This window comes from Candidatus Goldiibacteriota bacterium (genome assembly GCA_016937715.1).
Lineage (GTDB): Bacteria > Oederibacteriota > PGYV01 > PGYV01 > PGYV01 > PGYV01.
This window is the reverse complement of record JAFGWA010000006.1, coordinates 1-23,524: the sequence shown is the minus strand read 5'-3', so window position 1 is coordinate 23,524 and position 23,524 is coordinate 1. Positions and strand designations below refer to the sequence as shown.

The following is a 23,524-nucleotide window of genomic DNA, read 5'->3' as shown; positions in this document are numbered from 1 at the left end:
TTATTCTTCGTCGTCGTAAATAAAATCCCTGTCCGCAATTACCAGAACATCGCCATTTGTCACGCCGTTTGCCTTAAAAAATTCATTCATACCGCTTTTTTCAAGGTAACGTTTGAACACTTCCACTGTTTCCATCTCTGAAAAATCAAGCATTTCCACATAACGCTCAGTCGGCCTGTGGCGCAGCACAAAAACGTGAGCTCCGGCCTTTTCCAGCTGTGGGGCGGAATCCGCTTCTTCCCTGTAATAAACCGTTGATATTTCCTCTTTTTCTACCGGCATTTTCTTAAGAATATCGTAAGCTTTCACAACAACTTTTCTTAAGTTTTCTTCTTTATGCGCCGATATAAATTCCACGGGTATTTTTTTCTTTTTAAATTTATCCTTAATTTCCTTTTTCTCATCATCGCTTAAAAGGTCAGATTTATTTATCACAGCCACCTGCGGACGTTTGCCCACTTTGCCGCTGTACTTGGCAAGTTCTTTGTTTATCATTTTATAATTGTCAAACGCGTCGCCCTGCGTGGGGTCCACAACGTGAACATAAACTTTTGTGCGTTCTATGTGGCGTAGAAATTCTATTCCAAGGCCTTTTCCCTCTGACGCGCCTTCTATAAGCCCCGGAATGTCCGCCGCTACAAACGCGTTTTCAGCATCCACTTTTACTATTCCAAGCACAGGCACAAGCGTGGTGAACGGGTAGTTTCCTATCTTTGGCCTGGCATTGGATATTTTTGAAAGCAGCGTGGACTTACCCGCGTTTGCCATTCCAATAATGCCCACATCGGCCAGAAGCTTAAGTTCTAAAGCGATGCTTAGTTCTATTCCCGGCTCGCCTTTTTCATAAAACCTTGGCGCCTGCCTGGTGGAACTTTTAAAGTGTATATTTCCCCTGCCGCCGCGCCCGCCGCCCGCGGCAAGCACTTTGTCGCCTTCTTTTACAAGATCAGCAACTATTTCATTTGTCGCCGCGTTCATGATAACGGTTCCAAGCGGCACGTGGATGTATAAATCTTTTCCGTTTCTTCCGTGCATCTGGCTGCCGGCCCCGTTAACGCCCTTTTCGGCTTTATACAGCTTGTTAAAATGAAAGTCCACAAGGGTATTTAAGTGCCGATCCGCCACAAAATAAACATGGCCGCCGCGCCCGCCGTCGCCGCCGTCCGGTCCGCCTTTGGGAACGTATTTTTCGCGCCTGAATGTGGAAGCGCCATTGCCGCCTTTGCCTGATTCAATCATTATCTGTACGTGATCTACAAACATTTTTTGCCGCTCCGTTTAGTGCCTGTTTTTTTGTAAAGTTATTATATCATAGGAAAACCTTATCCCATATCCTTTTATCCCATATCCAATAGATAAAACCGAAGAACGCAAGTAAATACAAACATCGAAAACCGAAAATCGAGAAAACTGAAACATAAAAACAGGGGTTGGGTGTGTTTTTTCAGTATGTGCCGCGCAAACACAGTATGTATGCAGCAGGGGCGATTTAATGCAACGGCGGCATATTCGGATATGCCGCGGGCTCACGATTGCCAATGAATTAACATACCTGTTGATTTCAAATTTGTTTGGATACAAGATTACCAATTTGCGGCGCGTACTGAAAAAACACACCCAATCCCGGTAAGGCCGAGAGACGGATGCACAGATGGTCAGAAGGTCGGAAGTAAAAACAATTACAAAAGCCAGCTGCCGCGCATAATACCTAGCAATTTTATTATAGGCTCGGTATTAAAAGGCGGGCCTACCTGTGCATATGCCAAAGCCCTTTATAGCAGAGGGACTGAAGTAAAAAACATAAATAATAAAAAAATTACCGGTAACAACAAATAAAAAAAGCGGGCTTAACTTTAAGCCCGCTTTTTGTTTTAGGTGTAAAAAGAAAATTACTTTACAGGGATAATGCTTACCTTTTTTCCGCCTGCGGAAGTTGTAAATTTTACCCTTCCGGTTACTTTTGCGAAAATTGTGTGGTCTTTGCCCATACCGGCGTTAGTTCCGGCTGTGATTTTTGTGCCGCGCTGCCTTACTATTATGGAGCCGCCTGAAACCAGCTGTGAATCGCCCGCTTTTGTACCAAGCCTCTGTCCCGCGCTGTCGCGCCCGTTTCTTGTAGAACCTTGTGCCTTCGTGTGTGCCATTTAAATCCACCTTCCTTAATTTTACGTTCTTAAATTATTTTATACTTCCCTTTGTTTTTAAAGTTATGCTTCTATTTTTAATATTCTTATTTTAGTGTATTTCTGCCTGTGTCCCATTCTTTTCTTGGAGTTCTTTGCCCTCTTCCATTTGAACACAACAATCTTGTCCCCTTTTACTTCTTTGTCAACAATTTCAGCTTTAATCTGAACATTCGGGATTGTGGGATTACCAACTTTAATGTCGCTGTCGGATACAAGAAGAAGCACTTTGTCAAAGTTAATTTCATTGCCTTCCTGATTAAGTTTGTCCACGTTAATTACCGCGCCTTCGGTAAGCTTGTACTGTTTGCCTGCTATTTCAACTATCGCGTACATTGTAAAAAACCTCCATAATTTCGCGGCTGTTTCACTGCCGCGTCTTTGCTTTTATTTTTGTATTATTATACCATATTAACTGGTGAGCCGGGAGAGGCTCGAACTCTCGACAGCCGCCTTAAAAGGGCGGTGCTCTACCAACTGAGCTACCGGCCCACCTATTATGCTACAAATACAAAGTTGTAAGTAAAATCCTGAAAGTATAAGAACACCCTTACATGCATACATCTTTAATCAATCATTCTGTTTTTTTATTATTGTAATACGAACTTATGATAAACAAAACAGTAGAGCATATTTTACACAATATTTTTTTAATGTCAATATAATTTTGGAAAACCAAAAAAATATTTTTACCCTTTATTTAAAGGCGTTTTTTACGTTTTTTGCCTCTTGCAGTTATTTTATAATGAACACTTTTCTTGTTTCAACGGTTCCTTCCCTTGTTATTCTGATAAAGTATAATCCCTGTCCTGCCGTTTTGCCCGCGTCATTTTTGCAGTCCCAGAATCCTTCATTCCATCCTGCTGACGCGGTTATAAAATTAAACTGCCTTATTTTTTCCCCTGATAAATTATAGACCTTAATTTCCACCAATTCTCCGGCCGCAGCGGCTTTAACGGAAATTTTTATGTCGTCGCCCTTTAGCGGCTCCGCATAATTTCTATCCAGCGCCGTATCAATTTTTGGAGTGGGAGAGTTTGTAAATGTAGGGGTGATGGTAGGAGTATATGTATAAGTAAATGTGTTTGTCGCGGTAAATGTGTCCGTGGGCGTTAAGGTGAATGTATCCGTGGGTGTCTCTGTATAAGTGTATGTTTCGCTTGGAGTCGGCGTTTTTGTGTCCGTAACCGTGTCGACAGGCGTATCAGTGGGAGTGTCAGTCTGTGTATTTGTCCGCGTTACGGAAGGTGTGTTTGTTCCCGAAACAGTGGCTGTGATTGTCATTGTTGTGCTTGAAGTTGCAGTCAAAGTTATTGTCTGAGTGGCGGTTAAAGTTGATGATTTAGTTGCCGTTTGTGTCGCTGTTTTTGTATTCGTATTTGAAGGGCTGTTTGTCAATGTTATTGTGGGCGTTCCGGTTTGCGTGTTTGTCTGCGTGGCGGAAGGCGATGCGGTTTGGGTTATTGTTCCTGTTACAGTCTGCGTTACAGAATTTGTGGAAGTCTGTGTTGCCGTGGATGTCGCTGTCCCTGTAGCACTTTCTGTAACTGTATTTGTTGCAGTGACCGTAACAGTCGGTGAGGGATTTACTATTGAAAAGGTATTTCCAAGGCCTGGCATTTCAACGTTACCAAGAGTGTCCGTAGACCTGCTGAAAATTGTATATGATTCTCCCGGATTAAATAACGGCATATTGGTAAACGTCCAGTTATCTGTTCCAGTTGCCGCGTTCCAGTCCGGCGAAGCAAGCGACCAGGTGTTTCCCGAAAAGTCCCAGTAAAACCCGCCTGCCTGCTGCTGAAACGCCACTTCCACAAGCTGTATGCTTCCGCATGAGGCGGACGCATTGCCGTCAGCCTGCATTAACGACACGTATTCCTGCCCCCCCATAGGGTTGATAACATATGAAAAAGGAGTATTGACACACGGTGTTATTGTCACTGTCGGCGTCACAACAGGCGTCACATAGCACGGCTCGCTTTGCAGCAGCAGCGTATTTGAAAACACAGGGACAAAAGGAGAGGCGCCGCTAAAGCCCGCGGTATTTGTGATACTGCCGCACGCGTTTACTTTTCCCCACCAGGTAAACGCGCCTGATGATTCCGCAAGCGTCCCTATGGTCCACGATAAAAAATCACCTGTTATTGTCCCTGAATTTGAATTTCCAAGGTAAATTATTCCTGCAGGAACAGTATCATATACAACAGCACCGCTTATTATTCCGGCTCCGGAATTAAAAACCATAAAATCATCATAATTATTTTTTGTGTCAGATGAATAACCCTGATGGTTTATTCCCGGGCGCCAGGACGCTCCGCTTGAACAGTTCATTCCATCGGCAAGCCCGTTTACATCATTATATACAAGCGTCCACGCAGACGGTTCCGGCTCACCTTTTTTCCACACTTTTGCACTGAAATAAAACTCAGAAGAAGCTTCAACCTTTACGCTGTACCACGTATCAGGATTTATTATAAACGTACTTGTATAAGACGGCCACGTACAGTTACCGTTAACGCATTTTTGAAATGACACATATCCGTTAGGGCTGCTGTCTATTGATAAAAGAAGCGAATACATGCTGTTAAGCGTGTCGGCAAGGCCGTTGCTTCGTATTATTACCTGCGCGTCAGCGCCGGGATTGCTTCCGGGCTGTATTCTGACATCCGTTAAAATTGTACCCGTGCAGAATTCCGCGTTTGACTGAACCGCGTCATCAAGCACCATGCCCGGATACACATTTGATACCGAGGATGATTCCAGATATTTATTGCCTGTTGAACATATAGAAAGCGCAGACCACGTTCCATATGCGCCCGCGTCACTTACATATTTCCAGCCCAAAGGCGGAACAGAAGCGGTATATATCCCCTGCATGTTATCAAACAAATCAACGAATCTAAGCGCTGATGAAGATGCCGCGTAATTAATTACGTACGTTACAGTATCGCCTATCATGGCGGAAGATTTGCTCTGGCTTAAATTAAGCAGCACCCTGTTTTGATTCACAGTTAAAGACGCGCTTAATGATTTTGTTTTTGAACCAAGCGAAGCGTTAAACGGCACGGCAATTTTTTCATCGTCAACAGCCGGCGGCTTTTGCAGCCTTGCGGTAAACCATAATCTGCCGGAAGATAAAGCCGGCATACCCATCCTGTCCTGCAGCACCCAAGTTATAGTGCCGGACTGGCTGCCCGCCGTGGGCGACGCCATAACATATTCAGAAGGTCCGCAAGATACTATCTTAAGTTTTCCGTCAGCAGGAAGCGCAGATTCAATATTAAGGACGCCGCCTGTATAGGCATAATCACAGGAAAACAGGACCAAATCACCGTCTAAAGAAGCCTTGCCTTCTGTTTTTGCATTTTTAAGTTCCAGCACTTCTCCGGGATATGGGATTGTCCAGGATGCGGATACCGAACTGCACGAATCAAGGGCAATCCATTCAGATGACCTTATAAAATAATCATTGAGGCCTACATGAAGATAAAAATCAGAAATCTCACAGCCGGGAAACTTTGAAATATCCGGTATGTGAAAAACATATTGTTTTGTTATAATACGCGAATTTGTATCGCTGCCGCAGTCAATGCAATTGTTTACCGCCACTATGTCTGAATCTGCCGCTATATAATGTATTTCCCCATATGGGTTGGGATTTTCACTTGGAACATCAATACCCAAACTGCTTACAAGAAAAATCTGTCCAACAGTGCCTTCAGGCGCTTTTGTTGAAAAGCTGCTGACGGCAATATTTATTGCAGTTGCGGAATATTTGGACGCGCAGAATTCAACGGTAACAGTTACTTCCTGCCCAAACTTCGGGTTTGACGGGTTCATAACAGCCGAAATTATTTTTGGACCCGCGGCAAACGCCGCGCACACGGCAAATACCTGCAGAATCAACAGTATTAAAAATCTTTTTAACATGTTTTAAATACCTCTTAAATTATTTAATTATAAACACCCTTTTTGTCTGAACGGTGTTGTTTTGTTTTATTCTCATAAAATACAGCCCCTGTCCGACTGTCTTGCCCGCGTCGTTTCTGCAGTCCCAGAATCCTTCATTCCATCCGGCGCCCGTTGAATAAAAATTAAACTGCCTTACCCTTTCACCGGACAAATTATACACCTTAACTTCAATTAATTCACCTGCTGTCTGTGATTTAACTGAAACTTTTACCTTATCACCTTTTAATGGTTCTACATAATTTCTGTCCAGCGCCGTATCTATATTGGGCGTCGGCGTGTTTGTGAATGTCGGGGTTATTGTGGGTGTATATGTTTCAGTAAACGTATTTGTGGAAGTAAACGTATCTGTAGCCGTATTTGTGAATGTTTCTGTCGGCGTGTAGGTGTAAGTAGATGTCTCTGTAGGAGTTTCCGTATAAGTATATGTGGCAGTATCAGTGAAAGTTTCGCTTGGGGTTGGCGTATTTGTGTCGGTGGCCGTGTCAGTTGATGTGCTTGTTGCCGTATTAGTCTGCGTATTGGTCTGCGTTACAGACGGGGTGTTTGTTTCTGTTGCTGTATTTGTAGTTGTGGGAGTTGTGCTTTCCGTTGAAGTTAAAGTAATTGTGGATGTGGGTGTATTTGAAAGTGTGGCGGTAAGTGTCACGCTCTGTGTGGCAGTCATAGTGGCTGTCGCGGTTGATGTGGCCGTATCCGTAAGTGTCAGCGTGGGTGTTGCCGTTGCGGTCGGAGTATCAGTACCGGTATAAGTAATTGTGGAAGTGGTCGTGGCTGTTGGTGTTGAAGTTTGTGTAACTGTCAAAGTTGAAGTCCCTGTCGCAGTGGCAGTTGATGTGGGTGTTGATGTCTCTGTCGCGGTCTCTGTACTTGTTTTTGTGGTTGTCTCTGTAATACTTTCCGTTATTGTGGCAGTAACAGATTCAGTCGCGGTTTCAGTTACGGTTTTTGTAACAGTTTCAGAAACTGTATTTGTTGAAGTGGGTGTGCCGGTAACCGTTATAGTTGTTGTTATTGTATGAGTGTTTGGAGGGGTATTAGTATGGGTTTGAGTTATAGTTCCTGTGTTTGTTTCTGTTACAGTTTCAGTCACGGTTTCTGTCGCGGTCTCTGTTGATGTTTTTGTTACAGTCTCTGTTGCAGTTTCTGTTGCAGTTTCCGTTACAGTATTTGTTGCCGTCTCTGTCACAGTCGCTGTTACTGTAACAGTCACAGTTTCAGTCACGGTTTCAGTTAACGTTTCAGTTACTGTTGCTGTTACGGTTTCGGTTATTGTTTGCGTTGTTGTTTCAGTTGATGTCTCTGTAACTGTCCGCGATACAGTTTCTGTAACCGTATTTGTGAAAGTGACCGTGCTAGTAGGTGTTATTGTCTGTGTATCATCAGGGGTATTTGTTGATGTTTCAGTTATTGTCTGTGTTGCCGTTTGTGTTACGGTCTCTGTAACGGTCTGCGTGGCGCTTTGCGTTGCAGTTTCTGTGGTTGTTTCAGTTATCGTTTCAGTTGCTGTCTGTGTTGAACTTTCAGTTGCTGTCTGCGTGGCTGTATTTGAAGGTGTGGCAGTCTGTGTCACAGTTTCAGTCGCGGTCTGCGTTACCGTCTCTGTTAAAGTTGGCGTTGAAGTTTCTGTTGATGTCTCTGTGGCCGTCTGTGTTACCGACTCTGTTACGGTTCCGGTTGATGTATGCGTTATTGTTTCGGTAACAGTCTGCGTTACAGTCCGCGTAACAGTTTCGGTTGAGGTCTGTGTATTTGTCTTTGTCATAGTTTCAGTCACGGTCTGCGTTGCGGTTTCAGTTGACGTTGGCGTTGATGTTTCTGTTGATGTCTCTGTAGCCGTCTGTGTTGTTGACTCTGTTATGGTTTCGGTTGATGTATGCGTTATTGTTTCTGTTACAGTTTCAGTAGCGGTCTGTGTCGCTGTTTGTGTCACAGTCCGTGTTGCCGACTCTGTTATTGTTTCGGTAACAGTCTGCGTGGTTGTCCTGGTGGCCGTCCCTGTCACTGTCACTGTCTGTGTTGCCGTGGCTGTAGGCAGATTAATAGAAAACGCAGTCGTAATGCCGCTTTCAACGTTTGATAAACTGTCGGTTGCAGTTGACATAAGAAGATAATTTTCTCCCGGCTGCCAGACAGGTAAAGCATCAAATGTCCAATTATCTGTCCCTGCCGCCAAACCTGCCGATGCCGGCGTATCTGCCCAGGATGCACCGTTCCAGAAATACCCATCAGACAACCTTCGCAGCGCAATTTCCACCTTAGTAACCAGACCGCATACAGCATAAGCTGTTCCGCTTATCTGATTTATGGTGTCGTACGACTGCCCATCCTGCGGGAATGCCACTACAGACGAAGGCAAATCAAGACAGGGGGTCTGCGTGACCGTTTGTGTTGCAGTTAATGACGGGGATATTGTCTGTGTGCCGGTTAAAGTATATGTCACTGTAACAGTCTGTGTAACCGTCGGAGAAACAGCGGCGTTTTCATCCAATGGTATCTCTATATAAGACGCATTGCCTATATCATTATAATTAACCCATACATCAGCATCCGATATGCAAAGGTCCTGCGCGGATATTCTTATCATTATCCTGTTCCCCGGAGTAAAAGCATAAGAGAAACCCGGATTAAAGTTAATATAGTGAGATGAAATAGCGCCCTGATTCACGGGAAAAATATTCATAGGGAAAATGAAATTTACAGGGCTTATTCCGTTATGTTCATACACATCTATATTATACTGAACGTTTCCTGCCGTACTTGCATAACCCCAAAGTTCAATAGCCCAATCCTGATCGGGGAGAGAATTATAATAAAGGGGCTCTGATACCCACTCTCCCAAAATTGAAGGCCCGCCGCAGTTTATCACCGGCGCAAATTTTAACATAGGAGGCCCGACGGGCGTGTCCGGTTTAAGGTCTTCTAAATAACCTATATTGTCAGAAGAATCCCATAAATAATATCTGGTTGTATTAATTACAGGCGAATTTGTGGAAGTTGCAGTTGCTGTTAAAGTCTGTGTAACAGTCGGCGTAACAGTAAATGACGGTTTCAATGTAGGTGTATCAGTCGGAGTACCCACGCCTGCCGCCGAACAGCTGTCTTTATATCTCCACAGTGTCATGTCATTATTTAAAGACGAGTTTCTGCTTTCACCGGCAACCAAAATACTTCCATCAGCGCTTATAACCAGGTTCATGCCATGGTCATTTCCGCTGCCGCCTGCCGCGTTGCCGCTTATTACAATACCGTCATCGTCAAAATCAGTATCAAGGACTCCCAAAGTTGTAAGCCGCCATATTATCATGTCATTATCAGTGCCGTTTGTGCCGTAACCGGTTACAACAACTCTGCCTGACGCGTCAAGTTTAATTCCCGCGCCGTAGTCATTGCCAATGCCGCCGGCCGCGCTGCCGTGTGTAAATATTCCCGGAAGCGGCGATGCCGAGTTGAACGAGTTGTCCAGGCTTCCATTATTAAGATATTTCCATACAATCATGTCATAGTTAATGGAGGCATCAGGAAGCACATCTGTCATACCCGCCACATAAACATTGCCGACACCGTCAGTTACAATACTATATCCATAGTCAGTTCCAATACCCGGCCCGTCAAGCGTAACTATGCCCGGTATAGCTCCTCCCGGATTAAACGAAGTATCAAGCGTACCATTTGTATTGTAACGCCATATTGCCAAGTCAGCATTTCCGGCCGCGTTATAACTGTAACCCGCCACCACTATTTTATTATTGATGTCAATTGTGACCGCGAAAGCCTGATCCGATGAATTTCCGCCTGCCGCATTATGATGCACAACAATCCCGGGTATGGCGCCGCCGCTGTTAAAAGAAGTATCAAGGGTTCCGTCAGGGTTATACCGCCAGATAACCATGTCTCCGTTATAAGAAGCGTTATAGCTGTAACCCACAACTATTATTCTTCCGCCGCTGTCAACTGCCGCACCATAAGCCGCATCCGCGCTGTTGCCGCCGGCAGCATTATGGTGTGTTACGATACCGGGTATGGCGCCGCTGTTATTAAATGTGGTATCTAAAATTCCACCCGGCGTGTAACACCAAAGCGCCATATCATTTCCCGCGGCAGCCATACTATAACCTGCCACAAATACCCTTCCGCCCGAATCAAGCGCCACTGCCCTTCCGTAATCAGCGTCGGAACCGCCGGCCGCATTATCATGAGTTGAGTATCCAAACCCGGGATTAAAAGAGGTGTCAATAAGGCCGTCCGCCTTATATTTCCATACCGCCATGTCAATGTTTGTACCGTTGTATGACGCGCCTGCCGCGTAAATACTGTCAGATTGAATTTCTATTCCATACGCAGTATCGCTTCCAAAACCGCCCGCAGCATTATCATGCGTAACTATTCCGGGTGTAGCTCCTGCATTATTAAACGCCGTATCAAGGCTGATTATGCAACCGCCGCTTTCTGTTGCTCCAAGAGGCCCTTCATACTGAAGCAATGACACATCTTCAGGCGAACCCTGCTGTGCCCATACCGCGACAGGCCTCATATCAGCGCGCAGCGCAAGCGAAGGCGAGTAAGAGTGCGGAACATTCTGCGATATATTGCGCGATTCAATCCCGCTGCCGTCAGCGTCAACCCATGCGGTATTAAACCGTTTGATATAATTAACCTCAAAATTGCCGGTGTCATTGCACACAAACGAGATGTGCGGCCTGCCGGACGGCTCTACAACAAGCGAAGGAGTAATGCATTCACCGCCATAGGAAGCGGCAACAACTGACTCAACTCCGGATCCGTCAACATCAACCCATGCAGAACCGTTGAACCATAAATAATTTATCTGATAATAAGTCCCGTTATCCTCCTGCCATGCCGCATGCGGCCTTCCAAAATTGTCAACAGCAAGAGACGGCTTTAGAGAATCATAAGGCGGCGTGTTTGAAATATTAATCGGGGTGCTCCACACAGAGCCGTTATAAAAGGCATGATACACTTCCATGAACCCGCCTGTATTGCTCTCATAAACCACATGTATGTTTCCTGTATTTTTATCAAAAGCAGCCGAAGGGTACTGCGACTGCACTGTGTCGTTTGATATATTAACAGCCGTACCCCAGGAACTGCCGTTCCAGCGCTTCATATAAATATCATAGTCTCCGTCATTATCATCTGTCCAGAAAATAATCGGGTATCCGCTGTTATCTGTGACTATTGAAGGATAACCGGAATTACCCGCGTTGTTTGAAACATTTCCGCCGCCTAAACCCTGCCATGCCAAACCGTTCCAGTAGTAACAGTAAATTTCCGAAGGCAAAGCGCCTTCCTGCCAGGCAATATAAGGAGTGCCCGTACCGTCAACCGCAAGCGCCGGGATATTGCTTGGGTCAACCGTGTTTGAAACATTTATATTCCCCCGTATATTCCATGCCGTTCCATTCCAGTATTTATAAAATATATCCGTGTTACCGGGAGTGTCGTCGCGCCATGCGACATGGTAATACCCGTTGTTATCAACAGCAAGCGAACGCGGCATGGTATATGACACGCCAGCGTTTATTTCAATCTTTTCCGATTCCCTTGCTGTCCCATCCGCGTCCACCCAACCGGTATCAACAGTATTTATAGGGGTAACCGTGACTGTAATAGTTATTGTATTTGTAAGAGTCGTCGTCTGTGTCGGTGTGAATGTAAAAGTGGGCGCTGCCGCAGGCCCTATATATCTTAACCTTACAAGCGCGTCGTAATTAAGAAAATTTGTGTAAGAAATGTTATTGTTTGTGGAAAATCCGGCATATCCCGCTTCTCCCTGAAAAGTTGCTTTTTGCATGTCCGCTGAACCTGACAACGTCTGTCCCGCAAGCACGTGCCAGCGGTTTGTGGACGGGCTGTCATGCGAACAGAAGAATACTTTATATATCTTTCCTTCTTCAAGAATATACTGAGCTGCAAGATCCGCTTCAATCCATGTGCCGCTTATCGCAACAGGCGCATTGCTTGTACCGGCAAGCACACCGCTTGTCATTGTAACCTTGGCTGCTTCATCATAAATGTAATAGTCAAGCGTCCCGCCGGGCGCCGTGGTTGACGCGTACACAAACGCGCCGATTTTATCAACTTTCCATCCGTTTGGCCCCGGTACAAATACCTGCATGGCAAAACGGTCATCACTTACATCGCCGGCTGTGTTATTATTATGAACAGCAAGAGCTATGTTCTCTTGATAAGGGTTTCCCCGCACGGTTCCGTCAGAATATTTCAGCGTCATAAGCGGATGTGTTGAATCGGGATTCCATCCAAGCCCAAGATTTGAAAAAGCAAGGAATTTAGAGTCATAAAAATTATCCGTAGGCCATATCCGCCATCCCGGTGTGTTTCCTTCCTTCCACTCTGAATATTTAGAGCCGTTTGGATTTCCACTTGGTTCTATCACGACAAAATAATCACCCGGATTAAGGGTGTAATTTGTAACAGGGCACGCAATCCACCCTGCCGCTGACGGGGTAATAAGGCCGGATGTAAGATACGTTCCGGAAGGCACATCGCCTGCCGCCGCCTGTATACCCACCTTATACTGCGGCGATGCACTTACAGCGTTAACATATGTATAAACAGATGTTATTATTTTTGATTCCGGCTGTGTAAAGCGCATTGCAATACGCTCGCCTGAAGCATCAAGGCGGGAAAGCCTTCCATTTTCCGCGGGTGACTTGTATCCCACCCATTTATGCTGCGGGCAATATGAAGCTTTTACTGTGTATCCGTTGGTATTTGATGTGCCTGCAGGAAACACGGCAGGAAACGGGCCTTCACTGAAAGCCGAAACATATCCCGGTACATTCATAGAAGTGTCAAAATTCAGCATTGAATCGCCCGCGTCGGATAATTGTACCGCTATCCAGTAATAACCTTTCTGAAGGCTGTATTGTGTGTTAAGATTAGTGCTGTTCCAGCCCGCAGCGCATGTTTGCGGCGCGCCCTGAAATAAAAGGCTTCCCGGCGCTCCGGCAGAATCCGAATAAAGCGCCAGCCTTATTGTTCCGCCTGATGACGAATAAATATACGCGGATAATTCATTTATAAATCCGTCTTCATGCAGCTGATAACGGCTTGCTGCAATATATGCCCCGTTTAAATCCACGTCAACCAAACCGGTGGAACACGCGCCAAAAAACTGCATGTCAGAACAGGCATAAACAGTCGGCGTGAAAGTCGGAGTAATTAATTGCGTGAAAGTTTCTGTCGCGGTCGGCACTTCTGTCGGTACGGGATTGTATTGAAGTTTAAATACAATATCCGCTTCATTTTCCACAATCCATGTGGTTCCTCCGTTTTCCGAAGAAACAGCTTTTTGATTCAAACCCTGATAATTCAAACCGGTATGCATTACATCCGCTACAACGCTGTAATTGTCAGGCATATTTATTTCATAATAGTCCGCGCTTCCTGTCCCTGTGTTCTGCGAATGAAAAATCAGCCTGTATGTTTTCCCGGCAATAAGCGTGAACGCGGGAAAACCGGCAGTCTTCCACTGATAAGTCCCGGTCACATCCGCGGGATACGCCAATATTCCTGACGCTTCATCAAAACCGTCAGTTATATTTTTAATGGTATAAAACACCGGGTCTGTCGGGTTTCCCGCCTTTCTTAAATAACATACCACTTCATTTGTTACCGTATCCGCAGTAAGATTTGATATGTCTTCACCATATATTTTATCATCTGAAGTTACAGCGGAATTATTTCCGTGAATATATGCCGAAAAACCGCTATAGTCATACGGGTTGCCAAAATGTTTTCCCCCTGTGTCTTCAATTTCAAAAACAGGCATTCCATTATATGACGCCCATGATGTCCCATTAAAAAACAGCACATCTGCATCCGCGTCATAATACTGATTAAGCGGGAAAACATGGTGATTCGGGGTTGTATATGAAAACTGATATCCGCCTGTCTGAAGAACAGAAGCTTCAACCACAATATGATAGATATTTCCGGCATTTAAAGTATAAGCTGGAATTTCAAAAGTATTCCAGTAATTCGCGGCCGCAGTAGGTGTGCTGTTTGTAAGATAACCTGCCAGCGGTTTTCCAAAACCGTCATCCGCTTTAATACCCACAATAAAAGTGGATGTTGCTCCGCCCTTATAACCTGTAAGCCTGATACTCTGCGCCTGTATATCATAAGGCGCTTTGAATTTATAACTTAATTGATAGGATGCATTGGTAAAAAACACCTTTTCCATTGTTTCTACAGAACTGACATTAGATAAAATAACAGGCGGTGTCGGAGTTGGAGTGGGCGCTTCGCCTTCACAATACTGCGCGTAAATGGACCACTGCGTGTCGTCATAATTTGAAGCCGCAAATACAGCGGGAAAATCACCAAATGTATAACCTGTCCTGTATCCTTCACTGCCCGAACCTATTGAATAATTATTGTCAATTTCAATTCCGGATTCTGCCTGAAACGCAAGCCAGTAATCCCCGGGCATTATGTTTACTTCCGGCACAGGAACTGCGTTCCATCCCAGAACAGCGTTATATAAAACAGACTGCGTCAAAAGATTTTCCGGCCCGCCAAGACCGCCGTTTAAAGAAGTGTTATTTGAATACAGCGCCACACGTATTCCGGTATTTACAGACATGGCAGCCACATTTAAATTAATTGTATTTACCGTTCCGGTTACACCCATTTTGTACTTTGTGGAATTTAAAGAAGTTCCGTCAGATGCCCACGGGGTTGAAAACCCCTTGGTTGTTTTTCCAAATGTCCCCTGAACACATCCCGCGTCTCCCTGCACAAAACTGTAAACAAGGTCAGTGTCATCATAAAATGTAAAAGAATCACCGCCATTTGAATCAATAATAAACCTGTTCTGAGCGCCGCCAAAAGTCTGTGACAAAAATAAGTTTTCAGCCCTTGGGTAACAGCTGTTTGTAAGCACTTCATATTCATTTAAACTTGAAGAAGGCCCGTTGGCGTAAAGATAAACTCTGTATGTCTTTCCTGTTTCAAATATAACAGGGTTAAACAAAGCCCTTTTCCAGGTATAAACCGTGGAAACATTGAACGAATTCGCAAGCACATCTTCATAAATAACTTCACTGTCTGTAATATTTACTATTCTGTAATTTAAAGGCTCTCCGGGATTTCCGTATCTTCTTACATAAAATTCAACACCGGTTATGGATGTTGCAGGACCGTTCCATATAATTTCTTCGCCTGCTACGCTGTCGTCTCCCGGCTCACCGTTAGTTCCGCCGGCGTGTATGGAGTAGTAATACGGGGACATATAAGGATTTCCAAATTCAGTCGTTCCTGATTCATCTATTATAAATATCGGCATACCGCCTTCGCCGTAATTCGCAGGCTGCCATGTACCGTTATATTCCAGTACCTGGGCATTGCCGTCATATTCCTGATTTTTCGGGAATAATTTATGGTTGGGAAAAGAATATGCAAAATTATTATAATTTAAAGATGTCGCATCACTGCTTCTGATAACAATGTGATATATCTGCCCTTTCGTCAGTGATACAGTTGTTATACTGACCTGATTCCACGAATTATCATTTAAAGAAGTTGTTGTACTTCCATTCAAATAGATACCGCTTGGATAGCTGTTAGAATCGGTTTGAATCCCTATTTCATAACCGGCAGAACCCAGTTTAGTCCCGCAGTAAATCCACAGCGAGCTTGTGGTCATATTAAAAGCCGCGGTAAAACGGTAGCTTAACCTTTTAGTTGATGAATTCAAAGAGACATATCTGTTTGTATCTTCTGAAATATACCTGTTTCCAAGAAGCACCGGTTCGGCTTTCACATAAACCGGTATGGCAACAGACACACACAATAAAAACAGCAATTGTATCATTCTAACCGCCGCACTCTTCAAACTATTCTCCCCTGCAACAAATCTGAAATCATTTTTCCCCCGCTTTATTTATTATCAACACTGTTAAACATTTGTTTCAGGCTTCAGCTTTTTTTACGGCTTCCTCAAAAACCCTGCCTCTTAAGGATAAAGCAACTGCTTTTGGATACCCGGCCTCTATTATCATAAGTTTTTTATTAATCAATTCAGATGCTTTTTTGAAATTTTCAGCTCCCATTCCTGTTTTTACGGCTTTAAACCTTATTGCCATAAGTTCCATCATAGCACTTAATGTTTTTTCAATTTTATTGTCCCCTGCCTGCTCAATATTCTTCATTAACCTTTCAAAATCCACGGAACCGTCTTCTTTCAGCCTGCCGTCGCCGCCCCAGTTGGTATTTTTAAGCACCGGATGTATAAGCGCGGTTTTTTCAAGCGAGCGCAGCATCATGTTGTTAACATTTTTCTCGCTGATTGTCTTCATCAGAACAGCCCTCAGTTCAAAAGATATTTCTTCATACATTTTAATCATTGCGGCCTTTTCTGTTTCGCCGAAAAAACCAAATCCGGACAAAGGCCGCGCTGTCTCTATCTGCTTCGCAAATTCTTTTTCAAGTTCTTTTGCACGCTTAATAAAATCATCAGTATTAGTTTCATCCGGCCCGGGTGTTTCCTGTTTTGTTTTAAAAATTTCATTTCCCGGAGGTAAAACAGCCGGCGCTGTTTTTTCTTCTTTGACTGCCTGCATAACAGTTCCGAAAATTTCCTGTATGTCCTCTAAACTTAAATGATTGTCTGATTCCAATGTTATCCCCGCCCGTTTTTATCAGCAGATTTTTTTGCGTTTATTATGGCGTCAATTATTCCGCCTTCTATGCACCACGTAATTAACGAAGCAGCTTCCTCTGCTTCGTCAGTTTTAAGTTTGATCACACAGTCAATAAAAGCCCTGTTTCCCGCTTCTATAAGCGCGCAGAAAGTAATTCCCGCGCCGCGGTATCCCGCGGCAATGGAAATAACCTGTTTTAAATTCTGTTCAATTATTTCCTGCCTCATTTTCTCCCTTTTATTTTCATCGGCGCTGCGCGAATACTTTTTGTAAATATCGTCAAGTTTATGGGGTGTAACTTTCTTTATGGCGTTAACCGCAATCAGATAATCTTTTAGTTTTGTATCTTTTGGGCACATAATTTTATTTTTCATAAAATATTCCCCCTTTTTTTAACGCTTTCTTTTTCAGCTGTTTTTATAAGCAATTTCATATTAACTTTTTTATTTTCAATTATTTCCGGATGCTGTTTAACAAACTTGCCAAAAGTGGGCAATGACACCTTTAAGTAAACCGCGCCTTCTTTTTTGCTTCTTAAGGTATCCATTAACTCACCTTCCTTATTATATTAATACGTCAATATACAAGCAATTATTATGCCTGTATTTAAGCCTTAATTTTAAATCGCTTTTTCATTTTTTCCCGTATTACGAAACAATTTGGTTTGTTTTTTGACATTTGGTTGATTATTTGACAGGTTTGCCATTATGAAAAGACAGTTTTAAAGACAGGCGTTATATCCTGTTTTCATCCATAAATATTCTTTTCTATTTCTTCTAATTTTACCACCTGTTCTTTCACTATATCTATGTCTATGCGGTCCTGTTCCTCTTCATTTGTTTCAGACAATACCCGCAGAGAGCAGGACGCAAGTACATTCAAGGAATAAAACCCCGCAAAGTATTCCATTACTTCCGGCATTAATTTATGTTCCTTAAAATATTTTTTATACTCCGTGTAAAACTTTTCAAAATCAGGCAGCCGTGTCATAAACCATAAATCGCCTTCAGGGGGGCCAAAAAAAGAAAATTCCCAGTCAAAAAAATGCAGGTGGTTATTTTTATCGGCAAGTATGTTCCATCCGTGCAGGTCTCCGTGGCAGAATACCACAGGCCCTTTTAAATTTTTCATCATAGGGGCAAGTTTTTTTATCCTGTCCAGATACCCGCCTGACCTGTTTTCAAAACCATCCAGCACTATTTTTAACACCCCACACGACGTGGTGTCCCCGCTGTGCCGCGACATTTTAATAACAGATTTTAATCTGCGTTCAAGCCCGGGAATATCAGAATATATTTTTTCAAAATCAGGCTTTTCATTCCAGGCCGCGCTGGCAGCGTGGTACTGCCCCATATCCCGCGCAAGGTTAAGGGACATTTTCAAATCAAGTTTACGCAGGTCCCCTATAGGCACACCATTTATATACTCATAAATCATAACAGTCATTGAATTATAGAACATTTTCATCGCGCCGCTTTTGGTGATGTATGGAACATTAATATCGGTGATATTTCCTTCGTTTTTCAGTTTATAAATAAGGGGCAGGTATCTTTTTGAAAGCGAAGATGCTTTTTTTCCTTCTGTTGAATTGTCATATATTTTTATGAAATAGTTTTTTTTGTCGCTCCCTGACGCTTTATAATTATGGCTTACCGCGCCTTCGGGAATAAGTTCAAATTGTTTTATTCCTATTCCATACTCTTTAAAAACCGCTTCGGCAAACTGTTTCTTATTAAACTTAAGTTCTGCCTGCATTGTTACCTTCTGTTTTTTAAAGCTGCCGTGTTTTCCAGCTTTTTTTTGATTTTAACCATCTCTTTCATTTTATTCTTTATGTATGCTGTCTGCGCGTCATCAACTTTTATACCCGCTTTTCGCGCGTCAGATAGAATCAAGGTTTCATCGCTGAGTATAATCAGCCTTTGTTCCGCCTGCATCAGTTTTTTTTCATAATACTCCCTGACATCATCCTGTGAATCCTGTTTTTCACCGGCTGTAAGGCTGTAATTTACATCAAGTTCAAACACACCCTTAAAGTTTATCACTTTATCAGACCAGACGCGCCTTTGCGCGAAAACAGCTTCCGCGTCCGGGCATTTTTCTTTAAGACACTCTCTGAACTTACGGTTATGTTCTTCCAGAACCAGCGCGCTGTAAGTAAAATAATCATCTTTTGTCTGCCTTAATTCCGCTTCTGCTTCAGCAATCTTAAAAGCTGTTTTATTTCCCCTGACTAAAAAATACCACAGAAAAAAATCCCTGATAACCCCTTTTTTCTGCCCTTTAAGGTGATTGATTGTTTCTGTGACAGAAATATTCTTTAATTCAAGTTTTAAGAGATTTTTTTCAATACTTTCAACTTTCTTTCCGCATTCATCCGATTTAACCGCAAAATTGTCAGGCTCCCCGGCAATTGCCGCGCCTGCTGACAGCATAAGGGTCAAAACCCACATCATAATTACTTTCATATTATTATCTCCATTTTCCAACATCATAATTTTTTGTCTTGGTAGCCGCGGGCTTCAGCCCGGGGCAGTTGTTCTTTGCTTTATTTGCACTTTAAGTTATGACCTTTACATTAGAAAACACAAAACAAAAATCGCGCGGGATAAAGACCCGCGTCTACCACCGCATACATCTAAACAACGCGCCCTAAAAGGGCGCGGCTACCAAACATTTAATACAAAACCGGAAACACAATGTATTGTGTCTCTACGATAAAAACATTAAAACAGAACCTATTCAATCCCTAATTTTTTAACCTTTGCCAGAAACGTCGTCCTGTTTATTCCCAAAATTTCCGCGGCTTTTGACTTATTACCGCCGCTTTTTGTCAAAGCGTCGCATATCTTTTTCTTTTCAAATGCCTCCACTTCATTGTCAAACCCCGTGCCGCTTTCCTTAACCGTATTGGACCTTATTTCATAAGGAAGGTCTTCCGGCTCAATAACATCATTATTACAGGTCACAAGTATCCTTTGAATAAGGTTTTCCAGTTCCCTTACATTTCCGGGAAAATCATATTTCATTAATATATCAAGCGCGGATTTTGAAACCGCCTTAACTTTATATCCGCCGTACTCGGCGTATTTTTTTATAAAGTATGCCGTAAGTTCCGGAATATCTTCTTTTCTATCCCGCAGCGCCGGAATGTGTATCTGCATTACATTCAGCCTGTAATAAAGGTCTTCCCTGAAAAGCCCGTCTGCAACCGCCTGCTTTAAATCCCTGTTTGTGGCGGTAATTACACGGGCATCCGACCTTATGGTTTTTTCGCTTCCCACCCTTTCAAATTCCATATTCTGCAATACCCGAAGCAGTTTAACCTGCATATCAGGGGCAAGCTCCGCAATCTCGTCAAGAAATATTGTCCCTTTATCCGCCAGTTCAAACCGCCCTTTCTTCATGTACATGGCATCCGTAAACGCCCCTTTTTCATGCCCAAAAAGTTCGGATTCCAGCACGCCCGGCGCCAGCGCCGCGCAGTTTACTTTTACAAGGGCTCCCTGCGCCCCGCGCCTGCTTTTTCTGTGTATTTCTTCGGCAATAAGTTCTTTGCCTGTGCCGGACTCTCCGGTTAATAATATTATTACTTCCTTATCCGCAACTTTTGCCGCAAGGTCTGTTACTTCTTTAATTTTTTCGGAATTCCCGATTATCATTCTTGAAGTAATTTTCTTAAAATTCCTGTTTTCCTCTTTAAGCGCCCTATGGCTCATTATTTTATCGGTCAGCACCCTCATCTGTTCTATGGAAAAAGGTTTGGTGATAAAATCAGAAGCCCCCTTTTTCATCGCCTTGACCGCTGTATCCACAGTGCCGTACGCGGTCATAATTATCACTTCTGTATCAGGGGAGGAATTTTTAACCGCTTCAAGAACAGCCATTCCGTCGGCTTCCGGCAGTTTTAAATCCGTGATTACAAGGTCAAATGACCTTTCTTTTATTAGTGAAAACGCCTCTTCCGCCGAAGCCGCTGTTATAATTTCATCACCCCGGGACGATATGGCTTCAGCCGTTATTTCCCTTAAATCGTCATTGTCTTCAACAATAAGAATTGAATTCATCTGTTTTCATTTCCTCCGCCGCAATTTGACTTATTGTATCATGCAGTGCTTTTCTTACCAATAAATAACCTGAATTCCGTCCCTTTACCTTCTTCAGAAAAAACCTTTATGTCTCCGCCGTGGGCTTCGTGTATTATTTTATAGGCAATAGGAAGCCCAAGCCCGTGGCCTTCTTTTCTTCCTGTAAAAAAAGGCTGAAAAATCTTTTTTATATTGTCTTTTTTAATCCCGGTCCCGTTGTCTTTTACTGAAACATAAACTTCCCCGCTTTCTTCGCCCGCGGAAAGCGTTATTTGTTTTTTGTCCTTATCAAGTGACTGATAGGCATTCAACAGAACATTATACAGCGCTTTTTTAATCAGATAAATATCCACATCAGCAAAAAGCCCGGCACCGGCACTTTCTATTTTTATTGCAGTTTTTACTTTTTCCGGCATCTCAAAAACAGTTTCTTCCAGAAGTTTATTCAGGTCAGCATTCTGCCTGTCCGGAATAAAATCTTTTGTATATGATAAAAAATTATTAATAAACTCGCTCATCTTTAATGTGTTTTTTATAATATCCGCGGAATATTTTTTTACCTTTTCATCCTGTGTTTTTTCATTTATAAGCTCCGCGTACCCCAAAAGCACGCCAAGCGAATTGCGTATTTCATGCGCGACGCCGGCTGAAAATTCCCCCACATCCGCCATCTTGTCCCTTTGTTCCATATACTGCTTCACTTCCACCCTCATGTTTTCCATGGCGTCCGCAAGCACCTTTATTTCCGCCCCGCCTTTGGTCTCTATTTTTTCGGAAAAATCCCTTTTTGACAGTTTCTCCGCTTTTTCTTTCAGCCTGCGCAGCGGCACGGTAATTCCCGAAGATATAATAAAAGCCAGTATAAAAGACGCCGCTATGGCAAACGCCCCCATTACAATAAGAAAAATTCTGTAACGGGAAACATACTGCAGGTATTCAACGCTGGCTTCAACGCCGACAGCGCCTGCGATAATATTTTTATTTTTTACAGGAACATACCCGGTTTTGAAATATTCCCCGCCCTTTCCCGCGTAAAGCCGTGAAGACGCAGCAACCCCTGACAGTGCTTTGTCAATTTCATACTCATCCACTTTTATAAAATATTTACCGTCATTTTTAAGCGTGGAAATAATTACTTTGCCTTCTGAAGGTTCAATTACGAAAACATCTTTGACTTTAAGAATTTCTTTCAGATTGGCAAGTTTTGCAAGATATCCGGTGTAAACTTTTCCCTTAAGCCCTATAAGGGCTATATCTTCAGGATTTATATCCGCCGCTATTATCCTTCCCGCGGATAAAAGCCTGTTTTCCATCTCGCTTTCAATATTGCCCAGGATAAAATTATAAGTAATTATGCCGAATACGGTTATAATAAACGCCGCGGAAATAAGAAAATACATAAATACTTTTACCCTAATTGTCCTGGCCATTAATCATCCCCGATTTTTATTTCTTATCAATAATTATTAATTGCTTTTTATGCCGCCGGATGCTTTATCTTTTTATAAAAAATAATAAACAACTCGCACCCAAGAAGAACCACAAGGCATCCGATAACAGCTGTGACAATATCAGGATAATTGCCGTCAAATCCCGTTTGTGACAGGTGCTTTAATAATATGCCGCTGTAAGCCCAGATTAATACAAATCCATAAGCCATATCCATACGCCTGATCATTGTCACGGCGCCAATGACCATTCCTGCCGCCAGCACAGCCATTGTCCATACTGATTCCGGATATCCAAACCCGTCCCATTTAAGGCTTACAAGCAAAACCGTCATATTGGCAATTGTGGCAACAGTTATCCACCCAAAATAAACAGAAAAAGGCAGCCTGATAAAAATTTTCTCCCTTTTTGTAAGGGTTTCTTTAAAGATAATGCCGCTTATTTTTATGAGGCAAATAAGAATAACAGCCATAAGAATCACGGACAGAATTATATACTTATAGTGCCAGGAAAAAATCCACGCCGCGTTTGCCAGAGACGATGTTGCAAAAAGAGCTCCCACTTTTTCAAACAAGGCGCTTCTGTCAGTATCCTTTGGCTGAAAAACGCCAAACTGGTAAACGGTATAAAACAGAAGCAGCAGATATATTAATCCCCAGATGGCAAAAGTAATGCCGGCAGGCGCGAAAAGGTTTTTGTAGGAGTCGGACACAGCACCCGTATTAAGCCCGTTTATAGGAAGCGCGTTTGCAAGATAATTTACTGTTATCATACTTATGAAAGTTAAAGCTACCCATATCTTTCCGCCTAAACCGTATTTTTTGTTTTCCATTTTTTCTCCTTAATTTAAAAGAGTTTTTAAGCCGCCCATACTTACTATTTTATTACTTAAACCGGGAATAATCCACAAAAACTTGTGCCTTTAAGGCTCTATTTTACCTTAATTATCCATAATAAGTAAAAAAACAACCATGTTTGAATACAATATTACCGGTTTGCGGCGCGTACTGAAAAAATATACACAATCCCTGTAAGCCGGAGGGACGGATGCACAGATGGACAGAGGGACGGAAGTAAAGACAAAGAACAAAAACAACTACCGCAATCAAAAATAATACAGGGGTTGGGTGTGTTTTTTCAGTAT

General features: G+C 43.0%; 13 protein-coding genes and 1 tRNA gene. All 14 read right to left on the bottom strand.

Annotated elements, in window-relative coordinates; translation table 11 throughout:
* Positions 1–1,263 (bottom strand): GTPase ObgE, encoded by a 1,263-nt coding sequence (gene obgE, locus JXR81_01060; GenBank protein MBN2753431.1) that lies wholly within the window; start codon positions 1,261–1,263, stop codon positions 1–3.
* Between the two features lie 626 nt (positions 1,264–1,889).
* Entirely contained in the window at positions 1,890–2,144 is a 255-nt protein-coding gene (gene rpmA, locus JXR81_01055; protein ID MBN2753430.1) for a 50S ribosomal protein L27, read from the bottom strand.
* Between the two features lie 63 nt (positions 2,145–2,207).
* Positions 2,208–2,519, bottom strand: coding sequence for a 50S ribosomal protein L21 (gene rplU, locus JXR81_01050; protein MBN2753429.1), 312 nt, complete (start codon positions 2,517–2,519; stop codon positions 2,208–2,210).
* An 80-nt stretch (positions 2,520–2,599) separates the two neighbouring features.
* Positions 2,600–2,675: transfer RNA gene (locus JXR81_01045), tRNA-Lys, on the bottom strand.
* 243 nt (positions 2,676–2,918) lie between these two features.
* A complete protein-coding gene (locus JXR81_01040; GenBank protein MBN2753428.1) occupies positions 2,919–6,113 on the bottom strand; it encodes a T9SS type A sorting domain-containing protein in 3,195 nt (1,064 codons plus the stop codon).
* Between the two features lie 19 nt (positions 6,114–6,132).
* The gene (locus tag JXR81_01035; GenBank protein ID MBN2753427.1) at positions 6,133–16,014 is read right to left on the bottom strand and encodes a T9SS type A sorting domain-containing protein; all 9,882 of its coding nucleotides are present in this window, start codon (positions 16,012–16,014) and stop codon (positions 6,133–6,135) included.
* A gap of 97 nt (positions 16,015–16,111) precedes the next feature.
* A complete protein-coding gene (locus JXR81_01030; protein ID MBN2753426.1) occupies positions 16,112–16,819 on the bottom strand; it encodes a hypothetical protein in 708 nt (235 codons plus the stop codon).
* Between the two features lie 2 nt (positions 16,820–16,821).
* Positions 16,822–17,217, bottom strand: coding sequence for a hypothetical protein (locus JXR81_01025; protein MBN2753425.1), 396 nt, complete (start codon positions 17,215–17,217; stop codon positions 16,822–16,824).
* Positions 17,214–17,390: a hypothetical protein gene (locus tag JXR81_01020; GenBank protein MBN2753424.1), complete on the bottom strand. Its 177-nt coding sequence runs from the start codon at positions 17,388–17,390 to the stop codon at positions 17,214–17,216. The genes JXR81_01025 and JXR81_01020 overlap by 4 nt, the downstream gene beginning before the upstream one ends.
* 200 nt (positions 17,391–17,590) lie before the next feature.
* Positions 17,591–18,598 (bottom strand): phosphotransferase, encoded by a 1,008-nt coding sequence (locus JXR81_01015; protein MBN2753423.1) that lies wholly within the window; start codon positions 18,596–18,598, stop codon positions 17,591–17,593.
* A gap of 2 nt (positions 18,599–18,600) precedes the next feature.
* Positions 18,601–19,311 (bottom strand): hypothetical protein, encoded by a 711-nt coding sequence (locus JXR81_01010; protein MBN2753422.1) that lies wholly within the window; start codon positions 19,309–19,311, stop codon positions 18,601–18,603.
* Between the two features lie 270 nt (positions 19,312–19,581).
* A complete protein-coding gene (locus JXR81_01005) occupies positions 19,582–20,910 on the bottom strand; it encodes a sigma-54-dependent Fis family transcriptional regulator (protein ID MBN2753421.1) in 1,329 nt (442 codons plus the stop codon).
* A gap of 38 nt (positions 20,911–20,948) precedes the next feature.
* On the bottom strand, positions 20,949–22,361 hold the full coding sequence (locus JXR81_01000; protein MBN2753420.1) for a HAMP domain-containing histidine kinase: 1,413 nt from the start codon (positions 22,359–22,361) through the stop codon (positions 20,949–20,951).
* Between the two features lie 47 nt (positions 22,362–22,408).
* Positions 22,409–23,212: a tryptophan-rich sensory protein gene (locus JXR81_00995; GenBank protein MBN2753419.1), complete on the bottom strand. Its 804-nt coding sequence runs from the start codon at positions 23,210–23,212 to the stop codon at positions 22,409–22,411.
* Between the last annotated feature and the right edge of the window lie 312 nt (positions 23,213–23,524).